General features: G+C 69.1%; 16 protein-coding genes and 2 tRNA genes. 9 read left to right on the plus strand and 9 right to left on the minus strand.

Features of this window, described 5'->3' with window-relative positions; genetic code table 11:
• Positions 1–145: 145 nt before the first annotated feature.
• Positions 146–1,966 carry a right-handed parallel beta-helix repeat-containing protein gene (locus ASE95_RS11605; RefSeq protein WP_056636369.1) on the minus strand — a complete coding sequence of 607 codons (1,821 nt, stop codon included), beginning with the start codon at positions 1,964–1,966 and terminating at the stop codon, positions 146–148.
• 274 nt (positions 1,967–2,240) lie between these two features.
• On the opposite strand from ASE95_RS11605, the gene ASE95_RS11610 reads away from it, so the two are divergent.
• Genes ASE95_RS11610 through ASE95_RS11620 form a run of 3 tightly spaced genes read left to right on the plus strand, consistent with a single transcriptional unit; the run spans position 2,241 to position 5,732 of the window.
• Positions 2,241–3,731, plus strand: a complete 1,491-nt coding sequence (locus ASE95_RS11610; RefSeq protein ID WP_056636371.1) for a DUF6418 domain-containing protein — start codon at positions 2,241–2,243, stop codon at positions 3,729–3,731.
• 55 nt (positions 3,732–3,786) lie between these two features.
• The gene (locus ASE95_RS11615; protein ID WP_056636373.1) at positions 3,787–4,788 is read left to right on the plus strand and encodes a threonine aldolase family protein; all 1,002 of its coding nucleotides are present in this window, start codon (positions 3,787–3,789) and stop codon (positions 4,786–4,788) included.
• Complete coding sequence (locus tag ASE95_RS11620) at positions 4,785–5,732, plus strand: DMT family transporter (protein ID WP_056636375.1); 948 nt, start codon at positions 4,785–4,787, stop codon at positions 5,730–5,732. The genes ASE95_RS11615 and ASE95_RS11620 overlap by 4 nt, the downstream gene beginning before the upstream one ends.
• Here ASE95_RS11620 and ASE95_RS11625 read toward each other — a convergent pair.
• From ASE95_RS11625 to cpdR, 5 genes are all read right to left on the minus strand, one after another.
• On the minus strand, positions 5,642–6,463 hold the full coding sequence (locus ASE95_RS11625) for a hypothetical protein (RefSeq protein WP_056636377.1): 822 nt from the start codon (positions 6,461–6,463) through the stop codon (positions 5,642–5,644). The genes ASE95_RS11620 and ASE95_RS11625 overlap by 91 nt on opposite strands.
• Before the next feature lie 79 nt (positions 6,464–6,542).
• Entirely contained in the window at positions 6,543–7,259 is a 717-nt protein-coding gene (locus ASE95_RS11630; RefSeq protein WP_235528295.1) for a PEPxxWA-CTERM sorting domain-containing protein, read from the minus strand.
• 162 nt (positions 7,260–7,421) lie between these two features.
• Positions 7,422–9,671, minus strand: coding sequence for a glycosyl hydrolase (locus ASE95_RS11635; protein WP_056636381.1), 2,250 nt, complete (start codon positions 9,669–9,671; stop codon positions 7,422–7,424).
• Between the two features lie 379 nt (positions 9,672–10,050).
• Positions 10,051–10,125: transfer RNA gene (locus tag ASE95_RS11640), tRNA-Val, on the minus strand.
• Between the two features lie 85 nt (positions 10,126–10,210).
• Positions 10,211–10,588 (minus strand): cell cycle two-component system response regulator CpdR, encoded by a 378-nt coding sequence (gene cpdR / locus ASE95_RS11645; RefSeq protein WP_056636838.1) that lies wholly within the window; start codon positions 10,586–10,588, stop codon positions 10,211–10,213.
• Between the two features lie 133 nt (positions 10,589–10,721).
• On the opposite strand from cpdR, the gene ASE95_RS11650 reads away from it, so the two are divergent.
• Positions 10,722–11,588 carry an N-formylglutamate amidohydrolase gene (locus ASE95_RS11650; protein WP_056636383.1) on the plus strand — a complete coding sequence of 289 codons (867 nt, stop codon included), beginning with the start codon at positions 10,722–10,724 and terminating at the stop codon, positions 11,586–11,588.
• 275 nt (positions 11,589–11,863) lie between these two features.
• On the opposite strand, the gene ASE95_RS11655 is transcribed toward ASE95_RS11650, so the two are convergent.
• The 3 genes from ASE95_RS11655 to ASE95_RS11665 all read right to left on the minus strand — a co-directional run bounded on the left by ASE95_RS11655 (position 11,864) and on the right by ASE95_RS11665 (position 14,746).
• A complete protein-coding gene (locus ASE95_RS11655; RefSeq protein ID WP_056636385.1) occupies positions 11,864–12,412 on the minus strand; it encodes a cytochrome b in 549 nt (182 codons plus the stop codon).
• A 22-nt stretch (positions 12,413–12,434) separates the two neighbouring features.
• A complete protein-coding gene (locus ASE95_RS11660) occupies positions 12,435–13,202 on the minus strand; it encodes a SapC family protein (protein ID WP_056636388.1) in 768 nt (255 codons plus the stop codon).
• 83 nt (positions 13,203–13,285) lie between these two features.
• The gene (locus ASE95_RS11665; RefSeq protein ID WP_056636390.1) at positions 13,286–14,746 is read right to left on the minus strand and encodes an FAD-binding oxidoreductase; all 1,461 of its coding nucleotides are present in this window, start codon (positions 14,744–14,746) and stop codon (positions 13,286–13,288) included.
• An 81-nt stretch (positions 14,747–14,827) separates the two neighbouring features.
• On the opposite strand from ASE95_RS11665, the gene ASE95_RS11670 reads away from it, so the two are divergent.
• The 5 genes from ASE95_RS11670 to ASE95_RS11690 all read left to right on the plus strand — a co-directional run bounded on the left by ASE95_RS11670 (position 14,828) and on the right by ASE95_RS11690 (position 19,475).
• Positions 14,828–15,298 carry a hypothetical protein gene (locus ASE95_RS11670; RefSeq protein WP_056636392.1) on the plus strand — a complete coding sequence of 157 codons (471 nt, stop codon included), beginning with the start codon at positions 14,828–14,830 and terminating at the stop codon, positions 15,296–15,298.
• A gap of 112 nt (positions 15,299–15,410) precedes the next feature.
• Complete coding sequence (locus ASE95_RS11675; RefSeq protein ID WP_056636839.1) at positions 15,411–16,991, plus strand: DEAD/DEAH box helicase; 1,581 nt, start codon at positions 15,411–15,413, stop codon at positions 16,989–16,991.
• A 67-nt stretch (positions 16,992–17,058) separates the two neighbouring features.
• Positions 17,059–17,132, plus strand: a tRNA-Gly gene (locus ASE95_RS11680).
• 424 nt (positions 17,133–17,556) lie between these two features.
• Entirely contained in the window at positions 17,557–18,171 is a 615-nt protein-coding gene (locus ASE95_RS11685; RefSeq protein WP_056636394.1) for a hypothetical protein, read from the plus strand.
• Positions 18,168–19,475 (plus strand): DNA-packaging protein, encoded by a 1,308-nt coding sequence (locus ASE95_RS11690; RefSeq protein ID WP_056636396.1) that lies wholly within the window; start codon positions 18,168–18,170, stop codon positions 19,473–19,475. The genes ASE95_RS11685 and ASE95_RS11690 overlap by 4 nt, the downstream gene beginning before the upstream one ends.
• Positions 19,476–19,481: the final 6 nt, after the last annotated feature.

Below are 19,481 nucleotides of genomic sequence, written 5' to 3' on the forward strand. Positions count from 1 at the left end.
TGCTTGCCCGTAACCCGTGGCACCACCAACAAAGTCCCCTGCCGTATCATGAACACGGCCGCTCGCTCAGGCGGCACTATCGCACGCAAGCGCTTCTAGACGCGGGGTTCCGCCCGGCGCAAGCACCGAACGCCCCGCCGGTGGTTCAGCGCGGCGTGTCGACGGCGATCCGGGCGGTGGTGGCGGCGTCGACCCACATGCCGTCGCCGCGTGCGATATACGCGCCCTTGGCGGGCAATTGCGCCAGCCCGGCGGCGAGATCGGCGCGTTCGGCGAGCATCCGCACCCCGCCCGGTTTGCGGCCGAACGCGGTGCAGCGATTGTTCTTCACCGTCACGTCGGTGGCGTTGGAGATCGCGATGCAGCCCTGATCGACGCCGGTGATGCGGTTGTCGCGGATCAGCAGTCGCGCGTTGAGCGGCACGGATGCGAGCGGGGCGATGCCATTGCCGCCCGCCAGTTCGGCGAACACGGTGATCGCCGCCCAGACGCGCCCGGGGCGCGTGTCCTGCCCGGTCTCGGCGATGCGGTTGCCCGCGACGACGACGTTGAGCGCGCCGGTGCCTTCGTACCACATCGCGCTGGTGAGCAAGCGGATCGCATTGTAGCGCAGCCCGGTGAACTGATTGTCGCGGATCAGCCCGTTGGGCGTCTGCGCCAGCACGCCGTGGCCGACGCTGTCGGCGAACCGATTGCCGACGATCGCATAGCGTTGCGCCAGCAGATCCATGTTGCGGGCATAACGCACCGCGCCCGCCCCAACCGGCGTGGCGAAGGTGACGCGCACCCGGTTGTCCGCCCCGCGCGGTGCGCGTTGCGCGACCTGCGCGGTGCCGACCAATTGCAACGAGGCGTCGAACAAGGCCAGCCGCACGCCGGGGTACACCGGCGACACGTTGCCGCCGAGCGTGGCGGTGGCCCCGCCGGGATCGAGTGCGGCGTCGAGGATCGGGGCGGCGATGTTGATCGCATCGTCGCCGCTGCCGGTGAAGTCGCTGTTCTCGACCAGGATGTCGCCACCCGCGGCGGTGACGTGGAACGCGTCATAGGCGATCGCGCTGCCGGCGCCGCGGACGCCGATCTGCGCGCCGACGATCGCCAGCCCGCGTCCCATCAGGTCCGCGACCACGCCGCTGCCGGCCGAATCGCGGACGGTGACGCCGTCGAGCGTGATGTCGTGCGAGACGGGCACGTTGCCGGGATCGCCGATGCGGATCGTGCCGCCGCGATACCACGCCAGCTTTACCTGAACCGGCTGATCAGGCGCGAAACCCTCCAGCCCGCCGGGCACCGTGCCGTCCGCGCCGAGCGGCTTGCCCGCCTTGCCCAGCAGCACGCGTGCGCCGCCCGGCGGCGCCGCCGACACCTGATAGAGCGGCGTGCCGGGCGGCGGGGCGGCGCCGGCGAAGGCGAGCCGCCCGTCGCGCACCCGCGCCATGATCACCGGAGGGCGGGCATAGCCGAGCGACAGCCCGCGCAGTGCGATGCGCTCCGCACGGCTGATGAGGATGCCGTCGCCCCAATTGGCGAACACCAGCTTCGCGCCGGAGCCGTCGATCAGCACGTCGCTGAGCCGGTCGAGCGCCAGCCCCGGCGGCCCCCCCGCGATCGGCCACGTGCCGGGCGCGAGCCGCAACGTCCCGCCGCCTGCCGCGCGCAACCGCGCCAGCGCCGCGGCGATCGCGGGCGCATTGTCCCCGGCGACGGGACGCAGCGCGATCACCGGACGGCCCGCGATGCGCGGTGCGATCACCGCGACCGAGACCTGCCCCCCGTCCGCACCCGTCCATTGCCGGCGCAACCCGTCGCCTTGCGCGGGCGATTGCCGTGCCGCGGTGGCAAGCGTCACCCAGTCCGCACCCGCCGGAGTGGCGGAGGGCGACGGGGCGGGTTGCGACGGCGCGGGGGAGCAGCAGGTGGCGACCGCCAGCGCGAAGGTGGCGAACAGGCGGGGCGGGCGCATCATGAGGTCAATCCTGTCATCGGGGCGAAGGGCGGGGCAGCGCCGACCGGCGGTGCGGGCATATGGATCAACGAACCCTCCACGGCAGATCGACCGCCTCTTAGCGCGTCGCGGCGAGCGGTTCGAGAGCGGCCGCCCGATCGCGACCCCGTTCCGCCGCGTTTGCCGGCCGTCCGAATGGCACGATCCGTCATGCGGTTGCGTCGATGGTGCGGTGCACGCTATCAGCATGTCTCACCATCGATCACGACAAGGACCAGCATATGGGGACCACCATATGGCGCTCGTAGGCGCAGACCGGCTGCCGTCCGCACGGCGCACGCCCGGCGCGCGAGTCGCGTTCACTCCGTACGGCCAGCGCGCGCGGTCGTTCGGCGGCATGTTCGCGATCCATTTCCTGCTGGCGGCGCTGGCGGCGTTCGGCGCGGTCACCGCGCCGTCCGCGGCATGGGCCTATCTCGCGCTGGCGCTGTTCGGGTCGATGTGCTTCGGGTTGCTGCGCACCTCGCCGGCGACTTTCCTGCTGTTCGTACCGTTGCTGGCGCTGCGCATCACCGAGTTCATCTCGGGCGCGGCGATCGAGGGCGGCGCGTTCATGATCGAGACGAACATCACCGGACGGGCCACCGGAGCGTTCACGCGGCTGTTGCTGATCTATCTGCTGTTCTTCCTGACCGCGACCTTCGTGGTCGAGGCGGCGTGGCCGCGGCTGAAGCAATTGTTCCGCGACGCGCCGACCCGCTGGCAGCCGCAGGGCAAGGTGATCTGGATAGGATTGCTGGTCGTGCTGGGCGCGGCCACGGTGTATCTGGTGCGGCTGGGGATCAACAACGGCTTTCCGCTGATCTCCCACATCGACCGCTTCGTCTTCCTCCACAAGATCGATTCGCCGATCTATTCGGCGTGGCTGACCAACCGCCCGGTGCTGGTGCCGTTCATCGGCGCGCTGGCGTGCATTCCCGGTTATCGGCTGCGCGGCGTGTTGATATTGGTGTGGTTGCTGGCGTTGTCGGTGCTGTTCGGTGAGAAATTCACTTCTTTGCTGATGATCCTGAGCATCTTCTCGATCCCGGTCGGGCTGGTGCATATCGCCAACGACCGTTCAATCCCGACCGGCGCGATCGGCGGCATCTCGCTGGCGATCGTCGTGACGACGGTGCCGGCGGTGCTGATCGCGTACGGCGCGCTGACCAATTTCGATCATGCGGTGCAGCGCTACAGCGACCGCGTCGCGTTGCAGGGGCAGCTGTGGTACGTCGTCGACGACAAATACCTGGCGACATCGCGGCTCGACGATCGCGCGCTGGGCGCGGACATCGCGGCATGGATGAAGCCGGGCGAGCAGGATGCGACGACGGCGGGCACGCGGTTCGGCCTGTATTATGTGATGCAGCCGTTCACCGCCTCACGATTGCTCGGCTGGGCAATGGAGGGGGGCACGGGCTTCGTCTTCTCGCTCTACCCCTATCTGCTGATGACGATGGGGATCGTCGGGCTGCTGATCGTCTCGTCGATCATCGCCGCCTTCCATGCCTTCGTCATGAACATGCTGGCGCAGACGATCGCGCAGGGGAACTGGATCGCCTCGATCCTGCTCGGCCGGATGATGAGCTCGCTTTATGGCGGCTACACCACCGGGTTCCTGTGGAATTTCTTCGGGATCAAGAACCTGGTCACGCTGGCGATAGCGCTGTTCCTCGTCTGGGAAAGCGGGCAGCGCAACAGTCGGGTGCGGCGGATGACGGATGCGCTCGCGCGGCGACGGTGACGCGGGCTGACGCGTGATATTGACCCTTCGGCCCGCGTGGCCGAAGGCATTGGCCATGCGCTTCTTTTCCGACAATGCCGCCCCCGTCCACCCCGCCGTGCTGCGCGCGATCGCCGCGGCGGATACGCTCGACACCGCCTATGACGGCGATCGCTGGTCCAAGGCGCTGGACGAGCGCTTCTCCGCCTTGTTCGAGACGAGCGTGCGCGTGCTGTGGGTGCCGAGCGGCACCGCCGCCAATTGCCTTGCGCTGGCCGCGCTGTGTCCGCCGCACGGCGCGGTGCTGTGCCACCGCGAGGCGCATATCCAGAACGACGAATGCGGCGCGCCGGAATTCTTCACGCATGGCGCCAAGCTGTTGCTGGCCGAGGGCGAGGGCGCGAAGCTGACCCCCGCCACCGCCGCGGCGGTGCTGGACCGGCAACGCTACGACGTCCACCAGCAGCGGCCGCATGCGATGTCGATCACCAACGCCACCGAATATGGCCGCGTCTACACCCCCGCCGAGGTCGCGGCGCTGGGCGCGCTGGCCAGGGAGCGTAAACTTGGCTTCCATATCGACGGCGCGCGCTTCGCCAATGCGGTGGTGGCCACCAACGCGTCGCCCGCCGACCTGACGTGGCGCGGCGGGGCCGATGCGCTGAGCTTCGGCTTCGTCAAGAACGGCGGAATGAACGCCGAGGCGCTGGTGTTCTTCGACCACGAACTGGCCGAGGCGACGCTGTATCGCCGCAAGCGCGCGGGGCATTTGCTGTCGAAGGGGCGTTATCTGGCGGCGCAATTGCTGGCGATGATCGAGGACGATGTGTGGCTCGATTGCGCGCGCGGCGCGAATGCCGGCGCGGCGTTGCTGGCGGCAGCGGCGGGGGAGCGGCTGCTTCATCCGGTCGAGGCGAACGAGGTGTTCCTGCGCGTCACCGCGGCGGAGGCGACGACGTTGCGCGCGGCCGGATTCGATTTCTACGACTGGGGTGCGGGCGAGGCGCGGCTGGTGGTCAGCTGGAACCAGCGCGCCGAGGAGATCCGGCCGCTGGCCGACGCGATCGCGGCGTTGTGAACGCGCCAGCCGACCCGCCCAACAGCACGCGCGCGGCAGTGCTGGTGCCGTTCGCGCTGGTGGTGTTGATCTGGGGATCGACGTGGATCGTGATCCGCGACCAGTTGCACGGCGGCGGCGCGGTGGCGGTGCCGGCGAGCTGGTCGGTCAGTTACCGGTTCCTCGTCGCGGGCGTGACGCTGGCGGGCGTGGCGGCGTGGCAGCGTGCGCCGGGGACGCGCGCGCTGTTCGCGCAATCCGGCTTCTGGCGGTTCGCCGCGACGCTGGGCATGTTGCAGTTCGTGCTGAACTTCAACTTCGTCTACCGCGCGGAGGAGCATATCACCTCCGGACTGGTGGCGGTGATCTTTGCGCTGCTGCTGGTTCCCAACGCACTGTTCGCGCGCATCTTCCTGGGGCAGCGGCTGGGGCGGCAATTGCTGGTCGGCTCCGCGGTGGCGATGAGCGGGGTGGCGCTGCTGTTCGTGCAGGAAGCGCGCAGCGACCCCCGCGGGCCGACCGAATCGCTGGTCGGGATCGCGCTGACGCTGTGTGCGGTGCTGTCGGCGTCCAGTGCGAACGTGATGCAGGCGACGAAGACCGCGGCGCGCTATCCGATGATCCCGACGCTGGCGACCGCGATGCTGATCGGTGCGGCACTCGACGCGGGATGGGCATGGGCGACGACCGGCGCGCCGGTGTTCGACGCGCGGCCCGGCTATGTCGCGGGGGTGCTGTACCTGGGCATCATCGCCTCCGCGCTGGCCTTTACGCTGTATTTCCGGATCATCCGCACGATCGGGCCGGCGAAGGCGGCGTATAACGGCGTGATCGTGCCGGTGATCGCGATGCTGCTGTCGACGGTGTTCGAGGGCTATCGCTGGACGCTGCTGGCCGGTGCGGGGGCGGGGCTGGCCGCAGTCGGGCTGGTCATCGCGCTGAGGGCGCGCAGGCCGGCGCGGTAATCGGGGTAGCGCAGGCGCCACCCCAGCACGCGCTTCGCCTTGCCATTGGCGACGCGGCGGTTTTCGGCGTGGAAGCTGCGTGCGGCGGGCGACAGTGCCTCCAGCGGCACGATGGACGGCGCGGGCAGGCCGAGCAGCGCGGCGGCATAAGCGACGACATGGTCCTGCGCCGCTGGTTCGTCGTCGGCGAGATTATAGGCGCCCGGCGGCGCGTCGAACCCGGCCACGACCCCATCGGCGAGGTCGGCGACGTGCACGCGGCTGAATACCTGTCCGACGATGCCGGTGCGATGGGCCTGCCCCTCCGCGACGCGGACCAGCGGCGATCGTCCCGGACCATAGATGCCGGGCAGCCGGAACACGCGCGCGCCGGCCGCCAGCCACGCCGCATCGGCATCGTTGCGCAGGTGCCGGCGGCCACGATCGGCAGGCGCGCGTTCGTCCACCCATGCCCCGGCGGTGTCGCCGTACACGCCGGTCGAGGAAAGATAGCCCAGCCAGCGCCCGTCGAGAAGGCCGGCATGGCGGCGCAGCACCGGGTCGCCGTCCTCGTCGGGCGGAACGGAAGACAGCACGTGCGTGCTGGCCGCCACCCCGGCGCGGACCGCGTCGTCATCGTCGAAGCGGATCGTGCCGTCACGCCCGTCACGGGTGGTGGCGAGCAGCGGCGCGCCGGCCGCCGCCGCGATGGCGCGCGCGGCATAGCCCAAACCGAACACGAACAGCCGCATCGTCGCTTCTCCCTTCGAGACGCGAACCGGCGTAGAGATTGTCGGGAAACGCGTCGAGCCGCGTTTCCCGACGCGATCGTCAGGCGAAGCGGACCCGTGCCGCCACGCGCGGGCGGCGGCGCAGCGCGACGCCGGCCAACGCGAAGCCGGAGAGCATCATCGCCCAGGTGGCGGGTTCCGGTACCGGCGCGGCGGCCTGTGCGCGGATCGTGCTGATCGCCAGATCGGCATAGGTCGGCGCGCCGAACGTGCCGGTGACGGGGTCGCGGTTGGCGATCTTCACGAAGCCCTTGGCATTGTCGGCCAGGGTCAGGCCGGCGGCATCGACGTTGGTGAAATCGGCGCCGGCCAGCACGTCGCGCAACGTATCGAAGCCGAGGCTGAGCAGCGTGTTGTCGTTGGGGCGCAGCGCGAAGTCGGTATCCTCCACGAAATACTCGACCGCATCGGTGCCGCCGCGCCCGGCGGTGTCGTTGACCCGCGCGCGGCCGCTGTACGATCCGGCGAAGCGATAGCTGCCGCCGCCGATCGTCAGCACCGCGCTGACCGGCGAGGCCGGGCCGGTGCCGTACAGGTTGGCGGAGGTCGCCGTTTCGAACATCGAACTGCCCGACGCCGCATCGATCGTGAAGATCGCGCTGAACGGCTGCCCGATCAGGCTGGTGCCCGCCGCGCCGAATTGCCCCCCGACATCGACGCCACTCATCACCGTTCCGGTCACCGTCACCGTCGCCGGTGCGGCCATCGCCGGCGCGGCGACGGCCAGTGCGGCCACCGCGCCCATCATCTTCAACATCGTTACCATCCCTGTCATCTACGACGATGATGCAGGTATGGCATCCCGTGGACAAGTAATGATTGTTCTTAACAATGCCCGACTTCGGGACGGTTTCCGCCCAACCGCCGCCGTACCGGAACCATCGCGCGGGACGGCGGTTTTGCCGCCCCGCGCGACGGATCAGATAAAGCCGAACCCGCCGCCGGTGAACGACAGATGGTCGGCGGTGACGCCCGCCACCAGGATCGAGTTCCCGCCGCCCAGATCGATCAGCGCGCCGCCGTGGACGTCGTTGACCGTCGGTGCGCCGGCCGAGTGCCACGCATCCAGATCGATGCGGTCGCCGCGCCCGAAGTCGGCGATGACGTCCTTGCCCGAACCGCGCGCGAAGGCGAAGATATCCGCACCGCCGCCGCCGTAGAGCGTGTCGTCGCCCGCGCCGCCGGTGATGACGTTGTTCGCCGCATTGCCGCGGATCACATTGTCCAGCGCGTTGCCGGTCGCGGCGACCGCCGTGCCGGTCAGCGTGAGATCCTCGACATTGGCCGACAGCGCGTAGCTGACCGAGGCGAAGACGATGTCGCGTCCGCCCGCGGCCCCCGCCGCCTCGACCACCACATCGGCGACATGATCGACGATATAGGTGTCGTTGCCGCCATCGCCCTGCATCGTGTCGATGCCGGTGCCGCCGTCGAGCCGGTCGTCGCCCGCTCCGCCGAACAACCAGTCGTTGCCGGCATCGCCGAACAACTGGTCGTTCCCGGCGTTGCCACGCAGCCAGTCGTCACCGCCCAACCCCGACAGCGTGTCGTTGCCGGCCGTGCCGTTCAGCCCGTTGGCCAGGTTGTTGCCGGTGCCGACGCGCGCCTCGCCAGTGAGGTAGAGGTGCTCGACATTGGCGGCCAGCGTGTAGTCGATCGACGAATAGACGGTGTCGACGCCACCCTGCCCGTTGGTGACATATTCGATCACCTTGTCCCCGACATGGTCGACGACATAGGTGTCGTCGCCGATCCCGCCCTCCATGACGTCCGCACCGGTCCCGCCGTCGAGATAGTCGTTGCCCTCGTGCCCGTGCAGCGTATCGCGGCCCGCGCCGCCGAACAGCGCATCGTCGCCGGTGTAGCCACGCAGCCAGTCGTCGCCATCCATGCCCTTCAGCGTGTCGTTGCCGGCATTGCCGTAGATGTTGTTGTCGAGATCGTTGCCGGTGCCCTTGTTGGCACCGGTGACCATGTACAAATTCTCGACGTTGGCCCCCAGCGTGTAGTCGACCCTGGCATAGACGGTATCGGTACCCTCGCCGGCGCGCTCCACCACCTTGTCGCCCACGTTGTCGACGATGTAGGTGTCGTTGCCGATGCCGCCGACCAGCGTGTCGCGGCCCGCGCCGCCGTCGAGGCGATCGTTGCCTGCGCCGCCGTACATCTTGTCATTGCCGGCCGCGCCGAACAGTTCGTTGTCGCGCGTGTTGCCGGTGATGACGTTGTCGCCGGCATTGCCCGACCCGCGAATCGCATTGCCGGTCAGCGTCAGCGCTGCATCGTTCGCGCCGAGGGCGCGATCGACCGCCGAGGTGATGGTGATCCCGGCGGGCTTCGCCACCTGATCCAGCATCGACAGATAAGCGGCGGCAGCCTTCTTGTATTGGCCCTCGCTCAGCTCGCCCTTGAAGGCGGCGTTCGATTCCCAGTAATTCTGGTACACCATGTCGTGGTCGGCCATCCACTGCATCGCCATCTTGACGAATTCGGGAGAGTCGCTGTTGAGGCCCCATTCGCCGACCGCGGTCTGCTTGCCGTGCGCCGCGGCGAAATCCTGCTGCCATTGCAGGCCATAGGGCTGCTTGACGAACCAGTCGAACGCGAGCGCCGCATCCTTGTTATGCCACGCGGTGTTATAGTACATGTCGACACCGATGACGTCGACGTACTTGTCGCCGGGATAGGCGGCCTCGGGATTCATGTCCCACACGTCCAGTCCGGGGCACCATTCGAAAACGAACTTGTCGGAAACGGTGCGCGCGATGTCGACGAACTTGCGGAACGCCGCGACGTAATTCTCCGGCTCGCCGACCGCGGACGACGAATTCCAGTTGTTGCCGTTGAACTCCCAGCCCAGCCGGACGTAGATCTTGTCATCGCCGCGCGAATTGGCCGCCAGTTGCTCCGCCATTGCCAGGAACTTGGCGTCGTGCTTGCCCGCGCCGGCCTCGCCCAGCGTCGCGCCGTACGGGATCAGCGGGATCGACCACATGATGTCGATGTCCTGATTGGCGAACATGTCCGCCTGCCACTGCACCGACGACAGCCAGTCCTTCCAACCCGCCGTACCGCCGTGCAGCTGGATCGCGTCCAGACGGCCGCCGGCCCATTGCTGGTCATTCAAGTAATCGGCAACGCTGTAGGCGTTGTAGATCGACGTCAACATGTTGATTTACTTCCCACCCATGCTCGATATCTCCCCAGATACCGGGCACGCCCCACGATGGGGTTTATAGGTTGGGTTTATGGCGTGTTAACCTGTTGGCCGTGGTCTTGGCGTGCCGTCGCCTCGTCTTGGCGTGAATATGATGGTGGCGCTAACATCGGTCGACCGAACCCGGATGACGCGGCGTTCGACGATGCGTGCGCCCGAATCGCGGGCGGTGGAGTGGGATGCGGAGGTTCGCGGTACCGGGCGCTGCGACGCGGGCCGGCGTGGCCACCGGGCGGTCACATCCAGCGGTGAGGGCGAGCCGCAGATTCGAGGAGCGTTCGGCGGAAAAGTAAAAAGCCCCGGATGTCCGGAGACACCCGAGGCTTTTTTATGGTGGGCGTGGCAAGGATTGAACTTGCGACCCCTGCGATGTCAACACAGTGCTCTACCACTGAGCTACACGCCCTCCGTAGGGAGGCGCCTCTAACGGGTGGTCGGGGTGCACGCAAGCGGGATTTTACGTTTTCTCCCGCAGGGCCCCCGCGCGCCCGTCAGATCAGTTCGTTCGCGGTGCCGGTATCGAACAGGCGATCGACCTCCAGCACCAGATCGCGCAGGTGGAACGGCTTGGACAGGACGCGGGCCTGCGGCATCGCATTGCCGGCCTTCAGCGTGACCGCCGCAAAGCCGGTGATGAACATCACCCGCATGCCCGGGGCGAGTTCCTGCGCCTTCTGCGCCAGTTCGATTCCATCCATTTCCGGCATGACGATGTCGGTGAGCAACAGGTCGAACCGCTCACGCTCCAGCAGCGGCAAGGCGGCAGTGCCGCGATCGACCGAGGTGACGTGATAGCCCGAACGCTCCAGCGCACGCGCCAGATACTCGCGCATCACCGCATCGTCTTCGGCCAGCAGAATCCGTATCATCGCGATCATCAAACTCCCGTTCGCGGCTATATATGCGCGAAGGGCGTTGATTTTTCCACCAGCGGAGATGGTGAACGCGCCCGCAGCGACGACACGTTGCGGTGGCGCGCCAGCTTCCATAGGGTGGTCGGGAATGACGCTCTCTTTCCGCATGATCGGCGACAAGGTGCCCGAAAGCCCGGTGGTGCTGTCGGTGCCGCACGCGGGGCGCGAATATCCCGCCGCGCTGCGCATGGCCTTGCGCGCGCCGATGGCGAGCCTCGCCGCGCTGGAGGACCGGCACGTCGACGCGATCGCGCTGGCGGCGTGCGGGGGCGAGACCCTGTTGCTGCAGACTGCGCCGCGCGCGTGGATCGACCTGAACCGCGCCGAGGACGAGCGCGACCCGTTGCTGGACGACGGGGCGTGCCCCGCCGGGGCGGGATCGGCGAAGGTGCGTGCCGGTATCGGGCTGGTCCCGCGGCGGACCGCGGCGGCGGGCGAGCTGTGGCGGTGCCGGCTGACCGCGGCCGAGGTGGAGGCGCGGATCGCCGCCGACCATCGCCCCTACCACGATGCGCTGGCGCAGGTGCTGGCGGCGGCACGGGCGCGTTTCGGATGCGCGGTGCTGCTGGATATCCATTCCATGCCGCCGATCGCGGGCGGACGTGCGCGGCTGGTGATCGGCGACCGGTTCGGACGCGCGGCGGCGGGGCGGTTCGTGGCGCGGGTGGAGGAGGCGCTGGGGCGCTGCGGGCTGCATCACGCGCTGAACACGCCTTATGCGGGCGGGCACATCCTGGAGCGGCACGGCGCGCCACAGCACGGCGTGCATGCGATTCAGCTGGAGATCGACCGCGCGCTGTATCTCGACCGGCGGCTGGACCAGCCGGGCGCGGGCGCGGGGGCGACGGTGCGCGTGCTGCGCGCGATCATCGATGCGCTGGCCGAGCAGGCGCTGGCGGACGGGGCGGTCGCGCCGCCGCTCCCCCCGTTTTCCATCCCCGACGCCGCAGAATGAAAAAAACCACCGGGTGCGTGCACCCGGTGGCCTAGGTTCAGGGAGGAGACACGCCGAGGCGTGTCATACGGGCTCGCGAAAGGGGGGACACGAGCGCCGTACCTGCATAACTTAGGCGCTATGGTTTTGGTTGCAAGACCTGCGTTGCAAAACATTCGCAACTTGCGATGAGGCGAGCGTCGCGGCGTGGGAGTCGTGGGATAACAGGGGCTTGGCCGCGTCCTTCCAGTCGCCGAGCTGACGCGAAACGGCGATTTCGCCAACATGGGGAAGGTTCAGCGGGTACCGCGCGGCAATATGCGCAGCAGGAGCGAATCGCGCAGGATGAGGTGATGCCGCAGCGCCGCGGCGACGTGCAGCACGACGAGCGCGAGCATCACCCAGCCGAGCAACGCGTGCGCTTCGTGCCCCGCGCCCGCCGTCGTGCCGGACACGGGCAGGTAGGGCAGGTCGAACGCGCCAAACCACGTCAGCGGGCGGCGGCCCTCCGGCCCGGAGACCATCGCCCAGCCGGACAGCGGCATCAACAGCAGTAGCAGGTAGAGCGCCCAGTGCGTGGCATGCGCGACGCCGCGTTCCCAGCGGGGGGTGAAGGCGGGCAACGGCGGCGGACGATGCGCGAGCCGCCATGCGACGCGCAGCACCGTCAACGCCAGCACGGTGATGCCGATCGCCTTGTGCCCGGGCCTCCATGCGCGCAGCGCGGGCAGCGTGTCGTGCCCGATGCCGACGATCAGATTGACGATCACGAGCAGCGCGATCGTCCAGTGGAAAGCGATGGCCACCGCCGAGTAACGTTGCGTCACGGGCAGGCGGGTGGCCATCGCGTTTCCTTTGCGTCGCAGATCAGGCGTTCAGCTGCGGCTGCGGCATCCTGCCCAGCTTCACCTGCCGCGCGAACACGTCGCGCATCAGCGCCAGCGAGAAGAGGTGCGCGTACAGCAGCGGGAGCATGCCCGACTGCGAGATCTTGCGCAGCTGGTCGCCACGCAGGTCCGACAGTTTCTTCTCGTCGATCATCTGGAAGCCGCGGTAAATGAAGGGCTGGTCGATCCCGTCCTGCTGGATGGTGACTTCACCCTCCATCAGCAGGTCCAGTTCCTTGACCTCCTTCATGAACTGCGAGGTGCGGGCGGCGGCCTGCTCGAAGTTCTCGTTGAACTTCAGAATGTTCTGCGTCAGTTCCGACGGCTTCCCGTCGGTGAACAGTGCATCGCCCTCGTCAAAGGCGCCGATCGTCGGCGACGACGGGTCGAAGCACAGCGACAGCTCGTCCGCATCCGGGCGCAGCCGAGCCAGCATGTAGGGGTAGCGGCGGATATAGGCCGGGACGTAGGTGTTCTCGTCGAGCAGCCGCCCTTCGTCCGACATGAACACGTTCACGCCCTCGTTCAGGCCCATCAGCGCGATCGGAATCGCATCCTCGCCCGAGGAGAAGACGATCGGCATGTGCCGCTGGATCAGCGGAAACTCTTCGACGGTGACCGGGATCGCGTGCTGACCGACCAGGAAGGGCGCGGTGTCGGACGGCTTCACCTTGTAATTGGCGTGGACCTCGCTCGAAAGCGGCTCCAGGCCATTGTAGAAGAGCGGAAGTTGCGGCGCGCTGGCCATGGGAATCTCCAGAACGGACGGTTTTATGCGTGATGGCGCGCGGGGGCGTCGCGTCCTGCCGCCCCCCCGGACAGCGCCATGTGCTATTGCGTGGGCGCGTCCGGCGCAAGCGTCACCAGCTTGCCCGGGTTGAACAGCTGGTCCGGATCGAACGCGCGCTTGATCGCGCGCAACGCCGTCAGGCGTGCCGGTGGCCCCAGCCGTTCGAGTTCGTGGCGCTTCATCTGGCCGATGCCGTGCTCCGCCGAGATCGAGCCGCCCGCCGCGACGACCAGGTCGTGGACGAACGCGGAGACGACCGGCACCTGATCGGCATACCAATGCGCGGGATCGGTGCCGGGCGCGGCGCGAACGTGGAAGTGGACGTTGCCGTCGCCGAGATGGCCGAAGCCGGAGGCGCGGGTGCCGGGGAAGCGCGCATCGCACGCCGCCGCCGCCTCGACCATGAAGCGTGGCATCGCCGCCACGGGCACCGAGATGTCGTGCTGCGCCGCCGGACCGGTGGCGCGTTCCGCATCGGAGATCGAGTCGCGGATGCGCCAGAACGCTTCCGCCTGGGCTTCGCTGGCGGCGAGCGTGGCATCGGCGGCGAGGCCGTCCTCCAATGCGGTGGCGAGCACGCGCTCGACCAGCGCGGCGGGATCGGCGTCGGGCGTGTCGCCGGTGACCTCCAGCAAGACGTGCCATGGGTGCCCCCCCGCCAGCGGCGCACGGGTGCCGGGAATGTGCGCCAGGACCGCGCCCAGCGATTCGGCGGGCAGCAGCTCGAAACTCTCCAGCGCGGGGGTGGCGTGCTGGAAACGGCGCAGCAGCTTCATCGCGGCATCCGGCGAGGCAAGGCCGACCCATGCAACGCAGCGCGCAGCGACCGCGGGCACCAGCCGCAGCGTCGCGGCGGTGACCACACCCAGCGTTCCCTCCGCGCCGATCAGCAACTGATCGAGGTCGTAGCCGCGATTGTCCTTCTTCAGCGCGGCCAGCCCGTCGTGCAGAGACCCGTCGGGCAGCACCGCCTCCACCCCGGCGACCAGCGCGCGCATCGTCCCGAAACGCAGCACCTGCGTGCCGCCGGCGTTGGTCGAGACGAGCCCGCCGACCGTCGCCACGCCCTTGGCCCCCAGCGACAGCGGGAAGCGGCGGCGGACGCCCAGTGCGGCGTCGTGCAGGTCGGACAGGATCACCCCGGCCTCGGCGATCGCAAGCCCGCCCTCCGCATCAAGGTGGCGCAGCCGGTTCAGCCGGCGCAGCGACAGGATCGCGGCGCGACCGTCGGCGGGTGGGGTGGCACCGCCGACCATCGAGCTGTTCCCCCCCTGTGGCACCAGCGGCACGCCTTCGGCGCGGGCGGCGTGCACGATCGCCTGCACCTCCGCGACGGTGGCGGGGGCGAGCAGCAACGTCGCGGCCCCGTGGAAGCGCCGTCGCCAGTCGGTGAGCGAGGGGGCGATCAGGTCCGGATCGGTGACGATCGCGCGTGGCGACAGGTGGTCGGCCAGCCGGGTGACAAGGCGCGATATGGCGGATCGGGGATCGGAGGCGGTCATGCGGATTTCTCTTGGCTGGGCCGCGATGTGCGTCCAATTCATCGCGGGTTCAACCGTTCAGGGGCTAGGCCCGCTCTCGACATGACCTTGCGCGCCCTGCCTGTCCTGCTGCTCGCATCGGCGGCACCGCTGATACTGTCGGCCAGCCCGCCGCAGATGGACGGCGTGCAATATGCGCAACTGACGATCCACGAACGCCTGATCATCCGCGTGCCGCGCGTGTCGCCCGCCCCGATGCGCGGCCGCGCGGCCGCTGCGCCGAAAGTGCGCTGGGACGAAAAGAAGGGGCCGGCGTGCGTGGCCATGAACACGCTGACCGGCGCGGCGGTGGACCGTGAGGGCGAGGTCGATCTGGTCGTGGGTGGTGCGCGGCGCATCCGCGCCAAGCTGGACGACGATTGCCCGACGCTGGATTTCTATCGTGGTTTCTACCTGAAGCCGACCCCCGACGGGCAATTGTGCGCGCGGCGCGACGGCATCCGGTCGCGATCCGGCGCCTATTGCGCGGTGACGCGTTTCCGTGCGCTGGTGCCCCGCAAGACCGGGAAATAGCGCCGATCGCCCCCGTCGCGGCGCAAATTCCTTGACTTTGCGCGGCGGATCGGGAAGCGCGGAAGGCGATGGGAACCGCCACGCCGCGCCGCCCGACAGCCCGGACATCCGCATGAGCTTCGCCGACCTCGGCCTTTCCGACGAACTACTCCGCGCCGTTGGCGACACCGGCTATACCGAGCCGACGCCGATCCAGGCCAGCGCGATCCCCCCCGTGTTGATGATGCGCGACATCATCGGCGTGGCACAGACGGGCACGGGCAAGACCGCCAGCTTCGTGCTGCCGATGATCGACATCCTGGCGCAGGGCCGCAGCCGCGCGCGGATGCCGCGCAGCCTGATCCTGGAGCCGACGCGCGAACTGGCCGCGCAGGTCGCCGAGAATTTCGAGATCTACGGCAAGTACCACAAGCTATCGATGGCGCTGCTGATCGGCGGCGTGCAGATGGGCGATCAGGTGAAGGCGCTGGAAAAGGGCGTCGACGTGCTGATCGCGACGCCGGGCCGGCTGATGGACCTGTTCGGGCGCGGCAAGATCCTGCTGACCGGTTGCTCTATGCTGGTGATCGACGAGGCGGACCGGATGCTCGACATGGGGTTCATCCCCGATATCGAGGAAATCTGCACCAAGCTGCCCGCGCAGCGCCAGACGCTGCTGTTCTCCGCGACGATGCCCGCCCCGATCAAGAAGCTGGCCGACCGCTTCCTGACCAATCCCAAGACGATCGAGGTCGCACGCCCCGCCACCACCAACACCAACATCACGCAGTGGGTGGTGCCGGTGAAGGGGCCGTCGTTCGAGAAGCGCAAGATGCTGCGCACGCTGCTGGCTCGCGAGGACGTGCGCAACGCGATCGTGTTCTGCAATCGCAAGACCACCGTGCGCGAGCTGAACAAGAGCCTGAAGGAACACGGCATCTCCAGCGGCGAGATCCATGGCGACATGGACCAGCCGGCACGGGTGGCGGAACTGGAGAAATTCAAGCGTGGCGAGGTCGACATCCTGGTCGCCAGTGACGTCGCGGCGCGCGGGCTGGACGTGAAGGGCGTGAGCCACGTCTTCAACTATGACGCACCATGGCACCCCGACGATTACGTCCACCGCATCGGGCGTACCGGACGCGGCGGGGCGACCGGCATCGCCTATACGTTCGTCGGGCCGGATGATGTCGAGAACATCGAGAATATCGAGAAGCTGACCGGGCAGAAGATCCCGCGGATCGAGGCATTGCCCGAGGCGGCGGCGGTGGTTGCGGAGACGCCACGTGGCGAGCGGCCGCGACGCGAGAAGCGGCGTGAGCGGGTCGTGGACGAGCAACCGCCGGTGGCGGCGGAGCCTGAGCGGCGGACGCGGCGGGTGCCGTCGGCGCGCGCCGGGCATCCGGCCGAGCGCCCGGTCGAGGATGCGCCGCGGGCCGAGCGCCCGGTCGAGGATGCGCCGCGGGCCGAGCGTCCGGTGGAAGAAGCGCCGCGCCGTGAGCGGGGGCGGCGCGAGCGTGACGAGACGCGCGGGCGCGCCGATGATCGCGGGCGGAACGACGGGCGTGGCCGCGACGATGGACGTGGACGTCACGAAGAGCGGGGTCGCGATAGCGGTCGCGACCGTGCGCCGGCACCGACGATCACGGCGGTCGAGGACGGTGCCTGGAACGGCCCGATCCCCGAGTTCCTGCGGGTTGCGCTGACCAGCTGAGCGAGCGCCTGCCCGTGCACCGACCGGCTTGACCGGCGGCGGTGCTTCGTGGCAGGGCAGCCGGGATGCGGGTATAGTACAATGGTAGTACAGCAGCCTTCCAAGCTGAATACACGGGTTCGATTCCCGTTACCCGCTCCAAACCCTACTTTTTTCTGCGTGCCGGATCGTACGCACGTCATCTTGCAGGGTGACGTGACGGCGGTGACCGAGCCTGCGCCTTTCGCGAGCGTCCGGACCGGCATCGTCTTGTTCCCGGCCGCGCTTGCGCTTTCAAACCCGGGCAAGTGATCGGCCGCGGAGGTGCGGACCATATGCGTCGGACAAGCCCACCTCCGGGATTACCGCCGTTCAGGATTGTGATGATGGGCGCGGCACACGTGCCAGGGAACGGGCAGCGCCGCTTTGTCGGGAAAGGGGCGGCGTAGCGGATAATGCTTGACAGCGTGACGCTGTTTGCGTACAAAAGGTGAACATCGAGATGGTGTGAACGGGCCGGGCGGCTCGGGGCTGATGGCCCCGGTCGCACCGGCCCGATTGCGTTGGGCGGCAGCGGAGGGGCGGGATGCGCGAGGAGGAGAGCGTGGCGACGACCGGTGCGGTCGTTGTCGGAGCCGTGGTCGCGACGGAGGATGGCGCGCACTCGGTCCCGGCGGGCGTAGTGCCGGCGGGTGTGGTGAAGGCGGGGACGGGGGCGGGTGCGCGGCGACGTGGGCGCCCGGCGGCGGCGCGAAGCACGCGCGGCGCAGAGGACGAGGCCGAGTTGCATGCGTCGACGTGGACGAGCGCGCGCTGGTCGGCGTTCTTCGATCATTTCGCGATGACCGGTCAGGTCGCCAACGCCGCGGCGGCGGCGGGGATGACCGCGAAGGACGCCTATGCGATGCGCCGCCGCAGCACGCGCTTCGCGCTGATGTGGCGGCGCGCGCTGGACGTCGGGTATGACCGGCTGGAAGTCGCGGTGCTGCGACAGGTGCTGGGTCAGACCGAGACGAAGCTGGACGTCGGTGCTGCGATGCTGCTGCTGGAGCGGCATCGCGCGACCATCGCCGTCGAGCAAAGCCCGTCGCGTCGTCGCCGGCCCCCGGACGCTGCGGCGGCGCGGGCGAAGGCGGAACGCGAACTGCTGAAGCGGTTGCAGGCGTTCGCCAGGCGCGCGGGCAGCGCGGAGCCGGCATGACCGCCGGCGCGGGGCGGACGCTGCGCTGGCTGGCGACGCTGGAGCCGGGCGAGCGCGAACGATTGGTGGCGGGGTTGAGCGACGGGACGATCGGGGAGATCGAACAGGCATGGGACTGGTGGGCGCACGCCGGGCAATTGCCGCCGCCGGGCGACTGGCGTGTCTGGCTGTTGCAGGCCGGGCGCGGGTTCGGGAAGACGCGGGCGGGCGCGGAATGGGTGCGCGCGATGGCGCGTGCGGTGCCCGGCGCGCGCATCGCGCTGGTCGGCGCGACGATCGAGGATGCGCGCAAGGTGATGGTGGAGGGGCCGAGCGGGATTGTGGCGGTGTCGCGCGCCGCCGACGCGGCGGTGTGGCGGCCGACCAGCGGGGAGGTGCGGTTCGGCAACGGCGCGTGCGCGATCGTCTATTCGGCGGCGGCACCCGAGAAGTTGCGCGGGCCGGAGCATCATTTCGCCTGGGCCGACGAACTCGCGAAATGGCGCAACGCGGCGGCGTGGGACAATCTGACGATGGGGTTGCGGCTGGGCACGCTGCCACGGATGCTGGTGACGACGACCCCGCGCCCGACCGCGCTGTTGCGGCAGGTACGGGCCGCCCCTGGCACGGTGGTGACCCGCGGTGCGACGCGCGACAACGCCCATTTGCCCGCCGCCTTCGTGCAGGCGATGGCGACGACGTACGGCGGCACGCGGCTGGGACGGCAGGAACTGGACGGCGAGCTGATCGAGGATGTCGCGGGCGCGTTATGGCCCCGCGCGCTGATCGAGCGTCAACGCGCGGCGGCGGTGCCGGACCTGATCCGCGTGGTGGTGGGCGTCGACCCGCCGGCCGGAATAGGCGGCGATGCGTGCGGCATCGTCGCCGCGGGGGTGGGACGCGACGGCCACGGCTATGTCATCGAGGATGCCAGCGTGACGGGCGCGAGCCCCGAACGCTGGGCGAGCGCCGTCGCGGCCTGCGCGGCGCGGGTGTCGGCCGAACGGGTGGTGGCCGAGGCGAACCAGGGCGGCGCGATGGTGGAGCAGGTGCTGCGCGCGGCGCAGGCGACGCTGCCGATCCGGCTGGTTCATGCGACGCGCGGCAAGGCGGCGCGGGCGGAGCCGGTGGCGGCACTCTATGAGGGGGGGCGGGTGTGGCATGCCCGCGCGTTCCCGGCGCTGGAGGATGAATTGGCCGGGCTGGTCGCGGGCGGCGGATACGAGGGGCCGGGACGATCCCCGGACCGCGCCGACGCATGCGTCTGGGCGCTGACGGCGCTGATGCTGGACCGGCAGGGCGAGGTGCGGGTGCGTTCGATGTGAGGGCGC

The organism is Sphingomonas sp. Leaf231 (assembly GCF_001421995.1).
Lineage (GTDB): Bacteria > Pseudomonadota > Alphaproteobacteria > Sphingomonadales > Sphingomonadaceae > Sphingomonas.